This is a genomic window from Thauera sp., assembly GCF_035444905.1.
Classification (GTDB): domain Bacteria; phylum Pseudomonadota; class Gammaproteobacteria; order Burkholderiales; family Rhodocyclaceae; genus Thauera.
In genome coordinates, this window is sequence record NZ_DAOMPS010000009.1 from 93,801 (window position 1) to 107,145 (window position 13,345).

At 62.8% G+C, this 13,345-nt stretch carries 15 protein-coding genes; 14 read left to right on the top strand and 1 reads right to left on the bottom strand.

Annotation, left to right across the window (positions count from 1 at the left end):
• Positions 1–86: 86 nt before the first annotated feature.
• Both PLC66_RS06505 and PLC66_RS06510 read left to right on the top strand, forming a co-directional pair.
• Positions 87–1,430: an amidohydrolase gene (locus tag PLC66_RS06505; RefSeq protein ID WP_324538567.1), complete on the top strand. Its 1,344-nt coding sequence runs from the start codon at positions 87–89 to the stop codon at positions 1,428–1,430.
• 58 nt (positions 1,431–1,488) lie between these two features.
• Positions 1,489–2,421 carry a helix-turn-helix transcriptional regulator gene (locus PLC66_RS06510; RefSeq protein ID WP_324538569.1) on the top strand — a complete coding sequence of 311 codons (933 nt, stop codon included), beginning with the start codon at positions 1,489–1,491 and terminating at the stop codon, positions 2,419–2,421.
• 179 nt (positions 2,422–2,600) lie between these two features.
• Here PLC66_RS06510 and PLC66_RS06515 read toward each other — a convergent pair whose 3' ends face one another.
• Positions 2,601–3,158 (bottom strand): phasin family protein, encoded by a 558-nt coding sequence (locus tag PLC66_RS06515; protein WP_324538573.1) that lies wholly within the window; start codon positions 3,156–3,158, stop codon positions 2,601–2,603.
• A 519-nt stretch (positions 3,159–3,677) separates the two neighbouring features.
• Here PLC66_RS06515 and PLC66_RS06520 point away from each other — a divergent pair.
• From PLC66_RS06520 to PLC66_RS06575, 12 genes are all read left to right on the top strand, one after another.
• Positions 3,678–5,024 carry a site-specific integrase gene (locus PLC66_RS06520; protein ID WP_324538575.1) on the top strand — a complete coding sequence of 449 codons (1,347 nt, stop codon included), beginning with the start codon at positions 3,678–3,680 and terminating at the stop codon, positions 5,022–5,024.
• Positions 5,025–5,118: 94 nt separating this feature from the next.
• A complete protein-coding gene (locus tag PLC66_RS06525; RefSeq protein ID WP_324538577.1) occupies positions 5,119–5,625 on the top strand; it encodes a helix-turn-helix transcriptional regulator in 507 nt (168 codons plus the stop codon).
• A 3-nt stretch (positions 5,626–5,628) separates the two neighbouring features.
• A complete protein-coding gene (locus tag PLC66_RS06530) occupies positions 5,629–6,219 on the top strand; it encodes a hypothetical protein (RefSeq protein ID WP_324538579.1) in 591 nt (196 codons plus the stop codon).
• Entirely contained in the window at positions 6,212–7,435 is a 1,224-nt protein-coding gene (locus PLC66_RS06535) for an AAA family ATPase (protein ID WP_324538581.1), read from the top strand. Before PLC66_RS06530 ends, PLC66_RS06535 begins: the two co-directional genes overlap by 8 nt.
• A gap of 258 nt (positions 7,436–7,693) precedes the next feature.
• The gene (locus PLC66_RS06540; protein ID WP_324538583.1) at positions 7,694–8,917 is read left to right on the top strand and encodes a phage major capsid protein; all 1,224 of its coding nucleotides are present in this window, start codon (positions 7,694–7,696) and stop codon (positions 8,915–8,917) included.
• A 2-nt stretch (positions 8,918–8,919) separates the two neighbouring features.
• Positions 8,920–9,459, top strand: coding sequence for an HK97 family phage prohead protease (locus PLC66_RS06545; protein WP_324538585.1), 540 nt, complete (start codon positions 8,920–8,922; stop codon positions 9,457–9,459).
• Entirely contained in the window at positions 9,456–10,622 is a 1,167-nt protein-coding gene (locus PLC66_RS06550; protein ID WP_324538587.1) for a phage portal protein, read from the top strand. The genes PLC66_RS06545 and PLC66_RS06550 overlap by 4 nt, the downstream gene beginning before the upstream one ends.
• Positions 10,619–10,906 carry a head-tail connector protein gene (locus tag PLC66_RS06555; protein WP_324538589.1) on the top strand — a complete coding sequence of 96 codons (288 nt, stop codon included), beginning with the start codon at positions 10,619–10,621 and terminating at the stop codon, positions 10,904–10,906. Before PLC66_RS06550 ends, PLC66_RS06555 begins: the two co-directional genes overlap by 4 nt.
• Positions 10,906–11,226 (top strand): phage head closure protein, encoded by a 321-nt coding sequence (locus PLC66_RS06560; protein ID WP_324538591.1) that lies wholly within the window; start codon positions 10,906–10,908, stop codon positions 11,224–11,226. The genes PLC66_RS06555 and PLC66_RS06560 overlap by 1 nt, the downstream gene beginning before the upstream one ends.
• Positions 11,223–11,546 carry an HNH endonuclease signature motif containing protein gene (locus PLC66_RS06565; protein WP_324538593.1) on the top strand — a complete coding sequence of 108 codons (324 nt, stop codon included), beginning with the start codon at positions 11,223–11,225 and terminating at the stop codon, positions 11,544–11,546. The genes PLC66_RS06560 and PLC66_RS06565 overlap by 4 nt, the downstream gene beginning before the upstream one ends.
• Before the next feature lie 256 nt (positions 11,547–11,802).
• The gene (locus PLC66_RS06570) at positions 11,803–12,267 is read left to right on the top strand and encodes a phage terminase small subunit, hendrixvirinae-type (protein WP_324538595.1); all 465 of its coding nucleotides are present in this window, start codon (positions 11,803–11,805) and stop codon (positions 12,265–12,267) included.
• Positions 12,264–13,307 (top strand): terminase large subunit domain-containing protein, encoded by a 1,044-nt coding sequence (locus PLC66_RS06575; protein WP_324538597.1) that lies wholly within the window; start codon positions 12,264–12,266, stop codon positions 13,305–13,307. The genes PLC66_RS06570 and PLC66_RS06575 overlap by 4 nt, the downstream gene beginning before the upstream one ends.
• The last annotated feature ends 38 nt before the right edge of the window (positions 13,308–13,345 follow it).

Below are 13,345 nucleotides of genomic sequence, written 5' to 3' on the forward strand. Positions count from 1 at the left end.
GGCTCGGAGGTCGGTTGCGGCATTCCCCGACCCCGCCAACGCGGGCACTTCCTGCCCTTTCCTCCAACCCCGAGAGAGTCCCGAGAATGAAAACAACCCAACGTGCATCCAAACGCTTGCTCCTGGCGGCGGCGATCGCCCTGCTCGGCCACGGCGCCGTGGCTGGCGCCCAGGTACTCGACGAGGCCACCCTGCAGGATCTCGGCGCCCGCGTCGAAGCCCTGCAGCCGCGGATGGTGGAATGGCGGCGCGACATACACCAGCATCCCGAGCTCTCCGGCCAGGAGGTGCGTACCGCAGCGCTCGTCGCCGCGCATCTGCGCAGCCTGGGCCTCGAGGTGAGCACCGGCGTGGGCGGCCATGGGGTGGTCGGTCTGCTGCGTGGCGGACGCCCGGGCAAGGTCGTCGCGCTGCGTGCCGACATGGACGCGTTGCCGGTGGCCGAGATCACCGGCCTGCCCTTCGCGTCCAGGGTCACGCAACTGCACATGGGGGTCGAGTCCCCGGTCATGCACGCCTGTGGCCATGACGGCCACACCGCGATGCTGATGGCGGTCGCCGAAGCGCTGGCCGGCATGCGCGAGCAGATTCCAGGCTCGGTCAAGTTCATCTTCCAGCCGTCCGAGGAAGGCACGTCGGTGCCGCCCACCCCGGGCATGAGCTGGGGCGCAAAGGCCATGGTCGAGGAAGGGGCGCTCGAGAACCCGCGCCCCGACGTCGCCTTTGCCTTGCACATCATCCCCAACATGCCTTCGGGGATGATCGGCTACCGCAGCGGACCGCTGTTTGCCAGTGGCGACACCGTGCGCATCCGCATCAGCGGCAAGCAGACCCATGGCGCCTTTCCGTGGAACGGCGTCGACCCGATCGTGGTCTCTGCACAGGTGGTCACTGCACTGCAGACCATCGTCAGCCGGCAACTCAACATCAGCAAGGAACCCGCCGTCCTGTCGATCGGCCAGATCAATGGCGGCAACCGTGAGAATATCGTGCCTGAATCGGTGGAAATGGTCGGAACCCTGCGCGCCTTCGACGAGGGCATGCGTGCCGATGCCAAGGAACGCATCACGCGCACGGCCGAATCGATCGCCGCCGCCAGTGGGGCCACTGCCGAGGTCAGCTTCGGCCCTTCCGCCTATCCGGTGACCGACAATCCGGAGTCGCTGACCGAGATGATGGCGCCCGTGCTGAAGAAGGTCAGCGGCGGCAAGGCGATGCAGACTTCGCGCCTGATGGCTTCGGAGGATTTCTCCGAGTTCCAGAAGGTCGTGCCGGGCATGTACATCATTCTCGGTGCCGCCCCCGAAGGCAAGACGCCGGCGACCGCGGCGCCGAACCACAACCCCGCCTTCGATTTCGACGAGGGCGCGATGCCGGCCGGCGCGAAGGCCCTGGCGGCAATGACCATGGAGTTTCTGGCGAGACCGTGACGAGCGCGGTCGGAATGCGCAGAATGCGATCTATCGCTTGACGATAAAAGGAGGTGGATTGCTTACATCAGCCGATTGGAATTCGAGCGACCCGGAAGACGGCTGCGAGGACCTCGAGCAGCCGGGCACTTCCAATGTCTCATCGCAAAACCCGCAGCCCCGCAACGACCGCTTCCTCGACCTATCCCGACTGCGTCCCGGCGGACCGGTGGAGGCCGCCTCCTGTGTGGGCAGCGCGAACTTCGAGATCCAGCTCATCCTGAATGGCTACTGTCGCGTTCCCCTGCCGCGCCACGTCCGACAGCTCGGTGCGGGGCACATCGTGCTGCGTGATGCGAGTCGGCTCAGCCCACTGAGCTTCTCGGGCGATTTCGAGAGTGTCGTCGTTCAGCTTCCCGCGGCCACGCTGCAGGAGCTTTGCCTCGAGCACGGATGGGTGAAGCCGGACGGACGTTCGGCATTCAGCGCGACGCCGCTGCCGCTGGTCGAGCAGCATCGCATCCTGCGCCTGTTCGATCTCGTCCGAGAGGAGGTCGATTCGCACACCACGCCGCCCGAGGTGCTGCAACACTACACAAGAGTCCTTGCCTGCAAGTTGATCATGACATTGGATCAGGGCAAGCTCGAGGGCGTGACCGATTCACACGCCCAGTGCTTCGCCCGCCTCGCCCAGTACGTGGACGACAACATCCGCAACGACATCACGGCGGAACATCTCGCTCAACATGCGGGCTTGAGCCTCAGGTCGCTCTATCTGCTGTTCGAGCGCAACGCGCACATGACGCCCAAGGCCTACATCCGCGAGAAGAAGCTCGAGCACGTCTACGCCATGCTGATGGACCCGGCGAGTCGTGCCGCGAACGTGACCGCCGTGGCGCTCGAATTCGGCTTCACGCACCTGGGCCGATTTGCCGAGCTGTATCGCAAGACTTTCGGCATGCTGCCGTCGAAGAGCCTCAAGGCCCGCCAGGGCCCGGAGAAGGTTCAATAGGCCGGCCACGCCTTGCCCGGGCGGGCGGAAGGCTCGGCCAGGCGGCAAGCACCACGAACCCTCCGCCCGCCCAGGGGTACGCAAGAAGGGGCTGGCCGGAACGCGTCCGGTCAGCCCCTTCTTGCACTTTACGGCGTCAGCCCAGCCTGGACCCGGAGGTCCGGCTGGCCTGCTGCAGCTCAGGCGCCTTTCTTGCCCGCCGCGCTCTTGACGCTGGCCGTCACGGCCTCGACGGCCTGCTCGGTGGCGGCGGTCAGGTTGGCTTCGGCAGCCTTGGCGGCCTTGCTGACGTTCTCATACAGGCCGTTGGCGGTATCCATCGCCGACTTGATCGCGGCGAAGAAGGCTTCGGAGCCGGCCGGCGCCGACTTGGCCGCCTGATCAAGCGCGCTGGTGAAGGCGCTGTTCAGTTCGGCAACCTGCGACTCGACCAGCTTGGTGGTTTCCTGCTGGCCTTCGGCAGCCAGTTCCTGCACGTTCCGCGCATAGGCCACAGCCTTGTCGAGCATCGGCTGGGTCAGCGCACCCTGCAGGCTGGCGAGTTCCTGCGGGGTCTTCGCTTCGGCCAGCTTGCGGGTGATGGCGACGCCGTCCTCGAGCACCGAACGGGTGGTGTTGAGGTTCAGTTCGGTCAGGCGCTCGGCACGGGCCAGGGCGCTGTTGGCGAGCGACAGCAGGGTCTCGAGTTGAGCCTTGTTGATGGCAAGGAACTGCTCGGGGGTGTTGATCTTGGTCATGGGTAATTTCCTTGAAAGCTGAGGGTGAGAAGCTTCGGCGCATTGCACTCGCGACCTGATCCGATCCAGACCGTTTGCTGCACTGCAACATCCTGAATTATAGTGCCCGAGAAGACGCTGTCAAGCTGTTTTGGTGCGCCGCAGCAAATCGATGTTCAGCGACCTGCGCTCACGTCCAGCCCCGCTCACCCATGCCGCGGGCCAAGCGCAGTCGGCCCGGTGTGCATTGCCGATGTGCGGAGCCCCGAGCAGCGCACACGGAGGGCAGAAAAGCAAAAAGCCCGGAACGTGTCCGGGCTTGAGGGTGTTTGGTGGGTGCTGACGGGGTCGAACCGCCGACATTCGCCTTGTAAGAGCTACCACGATGGTTCTGAAAACAAGCACTTACGTTCATTTTCAATCACTTAGCCCTTAGTGTTTGTTCGCGTTTGTGCGTGAAATACCGTGTTTTGTTATCATTGAGGTGCACTAAAAGTGCACTCGTTTCATGCCAATGACACATTCACGCACGAGGCCGTCATGAACACCGCCGAAACCAGCATCACGGACACCGCCGTCCGCAAGTTCCTGAAGGATGCGGCGATCAACGAAATTCTGTCCTGCGCCGTCCAGACAGGGTTTCACCTGCGCAAAGTAGCAAAGGGCGGATCGTGGCGCTACAGGTACAACGACGCCACCGGCAAGCGCCGCGTTAAGACCATCGGCACCTATCCCGCCATGAAGGCACCTGAGGCCGCATGGTGGGCACGCGAGTGGCGACACAGCGAAGCCGACCCCATTGCAGAGCGCAAGGAAGCCCGACAGGCGGCGATCACTGCCGAGCAGCAAGCCGAGCATCGAACCGTCCGCAGCTACCTGGACGGGGCCTATACGCGCGCTCAGGCACGCAAGAAGAACGGCGGCAATCTGACCATCGGCCGTATCCGCTCCGTGTTCAAGGATCTTCTGGACAGGGACATGCTGACGCTGACCAAGTCGGATATCGAAGCGTGGCAACTCAAGCGCGAGAAAGCCGGCATCGCTTACATCACGCTCAAGCGCGACTATGGCGCGTTGAAAACGATGGTGCGGCACGCCTTCAAGAATGGCGCACTCGACCGCCACCCGCTGCAAGACGTTCAACTGCTGGCACCGACGCACGACGACAAGGCCAAGAGCTTCAACGCCGAGCGCCAGGAAGACAGGCGAATGCTGACGGACGCCGAGCGCGTCGGATTGCTGTCCGGCCTCGACAAATGGGACGAGGAACTGAGAGAACAGCGCCGCAGCAGTCGCGCGCACGGTAAGCCGCACCTGCCCAGCCTGGACGGGCTGGAGTTCGCGCACTGGTTCATCCCTTACTGCCACCTTGCGATGCACACAGGGATGCGCTGCGGCGATCTGTACAGCCTGACGTGGAAGGAACTCAATATCCGCTTCGGTCGCCTGCAAAAGTACCCCGAGAAGACTTTGCACAACCCCGACCCGATCAAAATCGACCTTCCGCTGAACGACGAGATCAAGGCAATCATGGGCCGCTGGTGGCAGCAGTGCGGCAAGCCTGACGATGGCCTCGTGTTCCCCTCCCCGATTACAGGCGCACGCCTGAGCAGCACGGCGCATCAAAAGCCGTGGGCCAACGTGAAACGCCTGGGCGCGATGCCGGCCGGCCTCGTCTTCTATTCGCTGCGGCACAACTTCATTTCGACGATGCTGCATATCGGCGTGCCAATTTTCGAGGTGGCGCGCATGGTCGGACACAAGAGTTCCAAGATGATCGAAGACAGCTACGGACACCTATGTCCTGCTGCGGCCGCAACGGCAATGCAAGCCTTTGGAAAGGCAATTACGCAGATGGCAACCGAGAAAGCAATACGCGCATCCTGAATTATTTTGTTCGCAGTAGTTCCCTATCGTCGGCGCATTGTTTATTATTGGCGCGGCTGTACCGGAGCTGTATTTTCCTACAGGAGAAAAGAAGATGCGCAACATCCGATTCGGACGCTGTCCCGCCGACGTGGAACTGATTGGCGAACTAGCCGACATGGGCGCTCGTGGAAGCTATCTCAAATACGCAATGCGCGTGATGGGAATTGAGCAGTCGAATACGAAATGGGCGGCAACTCGTGGCACGCTTTCAATTCGCAACGACGCTAATCTGATCGCTGGCGAGAACGTCGGCGGTGCTACGGTTGAAGCTGCTGCGCCGGAGGTCGCAGCCGAAGAAGACGACGGCGACGGCGACGGCGATGGAGACCCTGACCCAGAACGACAAACGAAACGCCGCACCGCAAGACCCCTTCCCCCTGCGCAACTCTCGCGCCCCAAGGCCGCATGTGCCTTGCTTGGTATCGGACGAACCAAACTCTGGCAACTGTCCGAACAAGATCCCCGCTTCCCTCGAAAGATCGTTCTAGGCCCTCGCTGTGTCGGATGGCGCACTGACGCGCTAATCGGCTACCTGCGCACTCTCGAGCAGGAGGCGTGAGCCATGAAACACAATCACCCTATCGCTAACGCTGGCGAGGCCGGCGCACGCTTCTACTCTGCACTGACGGGCATTGCACCCCCCAGAAATGACAACGCCACGACGGGCAATCGTGGCGAGGTCGGCAAAGCAAACAGCACAGCGGGCAAGACGAATTATAGCCATTCCGCCGGCGCACGCGAGAAGTTCCTCGCGCTCGTGGATCACAAAACCACCGGCCGCGATCACGGCATGTTCCGCGTCCCGACTCGACGCGACAAGAACATGAGCGGCACATGGCGCGAGCTTCCCGACGGTCGATTGCTGATCCATGACTTCGGCGGCGAGTCGGTAGAGAACATCCTCGCTGCAATCGGCCTGACGCTTTCCGATCTGTTCCCCGAGCGGATTGACCAGTACCAGCCGAAAGAGCGCCGACCGTTCCCCGCAGCGGACGTGCTGCGCGCTGTCGGATTTGAAGCCCTCGTGGTGCTGATGGCGGCAACGTCAATTCGCAAAGGCGAGCCGTTATCACGCCAGGACAATGACCGCTTGCTCGTTGCAGTGCAGCGCCTGCAATCGGCTCTCACGCTTGCGGGGGTGCGTCATGGCTGAATACGACCGTGGGCAATCATTCCTCGACCAACTCGCCACCGATGCAATTACGCCGGCCGATACGCTGCGAGGCGAGATCGAACTCGCGCCGATCACCCTGGACGAACTACGCCATGCGCAACTCACGCCGCGCGTAATCCTGGACAGCCTGCTTTATGCGGACGTGAGAACCCGCATATCGGCAGGCGGCACCGGGAAAACCACGGTCGCACTGTTCGAGGCCGTGACGCTGGCGCTTGGCCGCGAGCTTTGGGGCCGAATGCCTGACCGGCAAATCAGGACGTTGATCGTGACGCGCGAGGATGGCCGTGAAATCCTCGTGGCACGCCTGCGAGAAATCACCTATTCGATGCAATTGAGCGCGGGCGAATTGGAGCAGGTGCTAGAGAACGTCCAAATCCTCGACCTCTCTAGCGTGCCGTTCCGGCTCTCGCGCGTAGTTGAGGATGTGGTTTATCCCCACTCCGAAAACCTCGACCGCATCACGCAAATGCTCGAAGCCTGGGGGCCGGATTGGATCATCTTCGACCCGCTCGTTTCCTTCGGCGTCGGAGAGTCCCGAGTGAATGACGCAGAGCAAGGGCTGATTGAAGCCTTCCGCATCCTGCGCAACCGGCTCAATTGCTGCGTGGAAGGCATTCACCACTCTGGCAAGGCAAATGCGCGCGAGAAGTCCCTCGACCAATACGCGGGGCGCGGTGGCAGTGCGCTGTCTGACGGATGCCGAATGGTGGCCGTGATGCAGCCCCTAACGCCTGCTGAGTGGCACGCCGCCACCGGCACCAAGCTGGACGCGGGCGAAAGCGGCATTGTCATGGCCCTGCCGAAGTTGAGCTATTCCAAGCCGCAGGAACCGATATTCATCCGGCGCACCGGCTACCGCTTCCAGAAAGAGGCCGTGATGAAGCGAAGCCCCGAGCAGCGGGCGGACGCGATCACAGAGCAGGTGATGCAGTTCATTCGCCACGAGTTCGAGCAGGGCCGCAAGTACGCAAGCGCGGACCTCGAAAACTCGAAAGACCGGATGAGCTTGAGCAGGGCGCAGATACGCAGCGCGATCACCGCACTGAAGGTATCCGGCCGCGTCGTGTATCACGAGGTGAAGGGCAAAGCCGGCTCGCACTATGAGCCTGTGACCCTCGCCGGCGACACTGGCGACACCCAGCCCGAAATATGCGATATGGAAGAGGACGAAGCTATGACCCTCGCCGCCTAAACTACCCTCGCCGCCCTATAGAGAACAGAGACGGCGGCGACACTTCCGCCGCTCTCTTCTCTGATGGTTCTAGGTCTCGCCGCGATAGTTTGGCGACACCCGGCGACACCGGCGACACCCCAGCCCCGCACGACGGGGCTTTTTTACGGCTATCACATTTGATTGCGCCATTGCAATAGCAATCGTCGATAGCGTGGTACTATTACTGCCGCAGGTACTTGCTTTTCAAAACTATCCCCTCATGAGGAACCACACCAAATGAAACTTCACGAAATCCGCGAAGCCCGCGCCGCCAAGGTGCAAGAAGCCCGCGCCCTGCTGGACACCGCTGCCGGCAAACTGAACGCCGATCAACAGAAAACCTTCGACGTCCTGAAAAGCGAAATCACCGCTCTGGAAGGCCAGGAACAACGCGCCGCCTTCGTTGAAGAATGCGAACGCCGCGCAATGGGCCAGCCCGCCGACAAGCACGTCGCCGAACTCCAAAGCCGTATCTCGGTAATCGACGCGATCAATGCGCAGATCGAAGGCCGCAGCCTCTCGGGCGCACTGGCCGAGTTCAACCAAGAACAGAAGCGCATCGGCATTGCCTCGCGTGGCGTGCTGGTGCCGGCCTCGCTGTTCGAGAAACGCGCCACCACCACCACGGCCGCGCAGATCGTCCCCGACGACTACGCCCCGAACGAATACGTCGGCTTGCTGCGTAACAGCATGGTCGTGCAACGCCTGGGCGCGCGAGTCCTGCCGAACCTGCGCGGCGACCTCGTGATTCCGAAGGCGGCGACCGCGCACACCGCCGAATGGCTGGCCGAAGGCGACAAGCTGACCGGCTCGAACGCGACGTACGACAGCATCAAGCTGACGCCGCGCCACGTCGGGGCAAAGACCGAGCTGTCCCGCCAACTGCTGCAACAGTCCTCGCCTGCCGTGGAAGCCCTGGTGCGCGATGACTTCGTGCAAATCGTGAGCCTCGCAGTCGATAAGGCGATGCTTCACGGCGACGGCATCAAGGAACCGCTGGGCCTGATCGGTCGCACCGGCCTTGCTGGCGATGTGCAAACCGGCAACCTCGCCACCCTGAGCTGGGCCACCTTCCTCGAACTGTTCGAGAAGCTGGCGCTGGTCAATGCCAACCCGAACGGCATCGTCACGCACGCCGAAGTCGTCACCAAGCTGCGCAGCACGCTGAAGACCACCGGCCTGCCGGGCTACTTGATGGAAAACGGGCAAGTCGGCGGCATCAACGTGAGCGCGACGAACCAGCTTGCGGCGAAGGCCGGCAGCCCGGACAAAGGCCGGCTGATCATGGGCGACTTCTCGCAGATCCTGATCGGCCAGTGGGGCGCACTCGACATCCTCGCCAACCCCTTCGCGCAAGACAGCTTCGACGCAGGCGCGGTGCAAATCCGGGTGATGGCGACGATGGACATGCAAGTCCGCCACGAAGCCGGCTTCGTCCTGGTTGAAGACCTCGGACTGTGACCATGACGCCCCCGGACATTGAGCGCCGGGGCGCGGCTGGGGGCCTTCGGGCCTCTGGTCGTGTCCTGAGCGGCTACGCGGCCGTATTCGGCCAGGAAACCCGCATCGGAGGCTTCACCGAGCGCATCAAGCCGGGGGCCTTCTCCAAGTCACTCGCCAGCGGGCGCGACATCCTCGCGCTGATGGATCACCGCGCCGACGCACTGCTGGGCCGCACCAAGTCCGGCACGCTGAAGCTGTACGAGGATGACAAGGGCCTCGCCTTTGAACTCCGACTGCCCGACACCCAAGCAGGCCGCGATCTGGTCGCACTGGCCGAACGTGGCGACGTGGGCGGCATGTCGTTTGGATTCATCGTAGAGGACGAAGCATGGACGGGCGAGACACGCGAGCTACGGCAAGTTGATCTGCGCGAAATCAGCGTGGTGCAAGCCATCCCCGCGTACCAACAAACGGAAATCTCGCTGCGCAACAAGCCCGCTGAACTCTCGTTCTGGGAAAGCGGCGATGTGCGCGGCATGTGGTTGGAAACCTGCCGATGAAGATCCTCGATAAAGCCCTGGGCCTCGTGGGCCTCGAACGCCGCGCCGACACCTTCGACACCTTTTGGGCGGACTTCGTACAGATGCGCGCGGGCGTGGCGGTAACGCCTGAGTCCGCGCAGTCTGTCGCTGCCTGCTACGCCGCCATCGGGGCGATTAGCGAGGCGATTGGCTCGCTGCCCTTGCACCTGTACCGCCGAAGCGAGGAAGGCCGCGTAAGGGCCGCAGAACATCCCCTGTACGGTGTGCTGCACCATGCGCCGAACGATCAGCAATCCGCTGTTGAGTGGCGCGAGTGGATGACCGCTTCGATGTTGGCGACGGGCAACGCCTACAGCCGGATCGTGCGCGGATCGGACGGCCAAGTCCGACAGCTACAGCCCCTTCCTGCCGAGCGCGTCGTCATCATGCGCAAAGGCGACACCATCGGCGGATACGAGTACTCCGACCGCGACGGCAAGAAAGAACGCCTGCTGCCGGCTGAAGTGTTTCACCTGCGCCACCGGGCCGGGGCCGATCCCCTGGTGGGCGTGTCTCCGATCCAAGCCGCCAGGGCGGTGCTAGAGCTTGCGATGGCCGAAGCAAACCACGGCCTCGATACGTTCGAGCATGGGGCCAAGCTGTCCGGCATCTTGCAAGCCCCTGGACGGCTGAACACCACGCAACGACAGGCGATTGCATCGGCATGGGGCGCGTTCAAGTCCGGGCAAACACCCGTCATTGACGACGGCCTCACGTACCAGCCGATCAGCATGAGCCTCGAAGACAGCGAATGGGTAGCAGCCCGCCGCTTCTCCGTGGAGGAAGTCGCGCGCATCTTCAAGATTCCGCCTGTCCTGATTGGCGACCTCTCGCACGCGAACTACTCGAACTCGACCGAGATGTACAGATGGTTCATCACGCACACACTCAAGCGGCATATGTCCGCCTGGGAAGGTGCGATCAGTCGGCAACTACTCACGCCGGCCGCAGCCCGCACCCTGTACCCCGAGTTCAACGCCGAAGGCATGTTGCGCGGCGACTCGAAGACGCGCGCCGAGTTCTACAAGCTGGGCATCGAATCGGGCTGGATGACGGTGGAGGAAGTCCGGCAACTTGAATCCATGCCCAAGCTGGCGAGCAAGTACCAGCCGATGCAAGCACCGAAGGGGGCCGCGCAATGACGACGCTATCGGACTGCAAAGCCTTCCTGCGTGTCACGCACGACGAAGACGACGCCCTGCTGACTCGGCTACTCGGTTCTGCCACCCGCGAAGCCCTCGCCTGGATGGATGACGAACGGCTCCCTGATGTGCCGGGGCCTGCGGTGGAAATGGACATTCCCGAGGACGTATTGCAAGGCATCTTCCTGTTGGTGCAAGCGGACTATGACGGCAACCCCGAGAAGCGCGACGCCTACCGCAAGGCGGCGACCGCATTGCTCCGGCCTTACAGCAAGGTGTTGTGATGTACGCCGGCCGCATGGACACCCGCGTGACCGTACAGCGCCCGGAAACCACCCGTGACGAGTTCGGCGGTGTGGTTGAAGGCTGGGCACTCATTGCGAGTACCTGGGCCGCTGTAGAGCCGCTGACGGGGCGTGAGCTATTCGCAGCACAGGCGACACAGACCGAGACCACTTATCGGCTGACGGTGCGGTACATGGCCGGCGTGGATGCGTCCTGCCGCGTCCTGCTGGATGACGGGCGCGTGCTGGGCATCACCGCTGTGATCGACCTCAGGAACCAGCACCGCTATGTGCAGTTCCTGTGCCGAGAGCTGGCATGAAGACGTTGAAGGAACGCCAGCAAGAGACAGGCCGAACCCTGAGCCTGAACGGTGCTGCGTGGCGTCGCCTGCGTGCTGCTGTCCTGGAAGCACAGCCCTTGTGCGCCTGTGGGTGTGGTGGCCTATCGACTGACGTGGATCACATCGACAACGACCCGACCAACAACGACAGGCGCAACCTTGCCGGCATGACACACGAATGCCATGCCAAGAAGACGCAGCAGGACTTAGGCAAGCGCGTTACATACGGATGCGACGCCGACGGTATGCCGCTAGACCCGGATCATCCGTGGTATCGACCGGCGGAAAGGAGTAAGTGATGTGCGCTGCAACATGCCATGTGGAAGCTAAAGCACGAATCGTGGCCTTGCCTATGCCGCGTAATGTGCAAGTGAGTGGCACGCGCCCTGCTTGTGCGCTACTCACGCCGCAACGCAGCATGAAGACGCCGGCATTCGAGTGGCATCCTGTGCTGATGGCGTGGGCGCACGCTTGCGAAAAATCACGAGGAACCGACGGCCACGAACCGCCCGGTAAGTCGTCTGTTATTGCTGACCGCCTAAAAATGAGGCAACCATGAAGCTGACCCCCAAGCGCGTGCGCTCCGACAGCGCCGCCGCCGCTGTTGCAGCCGTTCAAGCCGTCGCGCTGGGGCCGCTGCCGCCGCCCAAGCATGTGAAGCTGCGCCGCGGCGACCGTCCGTTCTGGAATGCCATTGTCACGGCACGGCCGCGCGACACCTGGACGGACTCCGATCTGTGCCTTGCTGCGAGCCTCGCGCGCTGCCAAGCCGACATTGAGACGCTGCAAGCCCTGGTGGACGACGAAGGCTTCCTGATCGAAGGCAAGCCGAACCCGGCCTGTGAGCTACTGGAAAAGGCCACCCGTCGCGCGCTGGCGATCACCCGTGCGATTGCGGTGAACACTGTTGCCACGGTCGGACGCCGCGCCGACATTGCCAACGGTGCCGAGCTGGAACGGCAAGCCCGCGCCGACGCCGCCGACGATGATTTGATTCCGGGGATTCGGCTAATCAAATGAGTCGCGCCGAGCGGGTGATTCGCTTCGTGGAAACCTACTGCGTGACGCCTGACGGGGCGCACGTCGGCAAGCCGCTCGCGCTCGCTGAGTTCCAGAAGACGTTCATCCGTGACGTGTATGACAACCCAGCCGGCACCCGTCGCGCTTACCTCTCGGTGGGCCGCAAGAACGGAAAGTCCGGCCTGATTGCCGGCCTGCTGCTGGCGCACCTCGTGGGGCCTGAAGCGAAGCTGAACAGTCAAATCGTGTCCGGGGCCATGTCCCGGGATCAGGCCGCGCTCGTGTTCAACCTCGCATCGAAGATGGTTCAACTGAGTCCGAAGCTGTCCAAGCTGGTGAAGATCATCCCGAGTGGCAAGCGACTGATCGGGCTACCGCTCAACACCGAGTACAGAGCACTCGCTGCCGAGGGCAAGACCGCCCACGGCCTGAGTCCCGTCCTTGCCATCCTCGACGAAACCGGACAGGTACGCGGGCCGCAGTCGGACTTTATCGACGCGATCACCACGGCACAGGGCGCACATGCTGACCCGCTGCTGATCGTCATTTCGACACAGGCGGCGACGGATGCGGATCTGCTGTCGATATGGCTGGACGATGCCGAACGCTCGAACGATCCCCGGATCGTGTCCCATGTGTATGCGGCACCCGAAGGATGCGACTTGCTGGACGAATCCGCGTGGAAGGCGGCAAACCCGGCTCTCGGACTGTTCCGCTCTGAAGACGACTTGCGCGAGCAGATGACGCAGGCGAAGCGGATGCCGAGCATGGAGAACTCAGCACGGAATCTGCTGCTGAACCAGCGGGTGAGCACTGACGCGCCCTTCGTGAGTCCTGACGTGTGGAAGTCCTGCGCGGGGCCTGTCCTGCCGTTTGACGGGCCTGTGTTCGGTGGCCTGGACTTGTCCATGCGGACGGACTTAACCGCCTTCGTGCTGATCGGCCGCATAGATGGCGTGTGGCACGTTCAAGCTACCTTCTGGACACCCGAGAAGGGCCTTATCGACCGCGAACGCAAGGACATGGCCGGCGACAATTAACCTGACCGGTCGACGACAACTATCTTGGCCGGTTGGAT

Coding starts and splice junctions, on each gene's coding strand:
- PLC66_RS06505 (WP_324538567.1), top strand. CDS start 87: ATGAAAACAACCCAACGTGCATCCAAACGCTTGCTCCTGGCGGCGGCG.
- PLC66_RS06515 (WP_324538573.1), bottom strand. CDS start 3,158: ATGACCAAGATCAACACCCCCGAGCAGTTCCTTGCCATCAACAAGGCT.
- PLC66_RS06520 (WP_324538575.1), top strand. CDS start 3,678: ATGAACACCGCCGAAACCAGCATCACGGACACCGCCGTCCGCAAGTTC.
- PLC66_RS06525 (WP_324538577.1), top strand. CDS start 5,119: ATGCGCAACATCCGATTCGGACGCTGTCCCGCCGACGTGGAACTGATT.
- PLC66_RS06530 (WP_324538579.1), top strand. CDS start 5,629: ATGAAACACAATCACCCTATCGCTAACGCTGGCGAGGCCGGCGCACGC.
- PLC66_RS06535 (WP_324538581.1), top strand. CDS start 6,212: ATGGCTGAATACGACCGTGGGCAATCATTCCTCGACCAACTCGCCACC.
- PLC66_RS06540 (WP_324538583.1), top strand. CDS start 7,694: ATGAAACTTCACGAAATCCGCGAAGCCCGCGCCGCCAAGGTGCAAGAA.
- PLC66_RS06545 (WP_324538585.1), top strand. CDS start 8,920: ATGACGCCCCCGGACATTGAGCGCCGGGGCGCGGCTGGGGGCCTTCGG.
- PLC66_RS06550 (WP_324538587.1), top strand. CDS start 9,456: ATGAAGATCCTCGATAAAGCCCTGGGCCTCGTGGGCCTCGAACGCCGC.
- PLC66_RS06555 (WP_324538589.1), top strand. CDS start 10,619: ATGACGACGCTATCGGACTGCAAAGCCTTCCTGCGTGTCACGCACGAC.
- PLC66_RS06560 (WP_324538591.1), top strand. CDS start 10,906: ATGTACGCCGGCCGCATGGACACCCGCGTGACCGTACAGCGCCCGGAA.
- PLC66_RS06565 (WP_324538593.1), top strand. CDS start 11,223: ATGAAGACGTTGAAGGAACGCCAGCAAGAGACAGGCCGAACCCTGAGC.
- PLC66_RS06570 (WP_324538595.1), top strand. CDS start 11,803: ATGAAGCTGACCCCCAAGCGCGTGCGCTCCGACAGCGCCGCCGCCGCT.
- PLC66_RS06575 (WP_324538597.1), top strand. CDS start 12,264: ATGAGTCGCGCCGAGCGGGTGATTCGCTTCGTGGAAACCTACTGCGTG.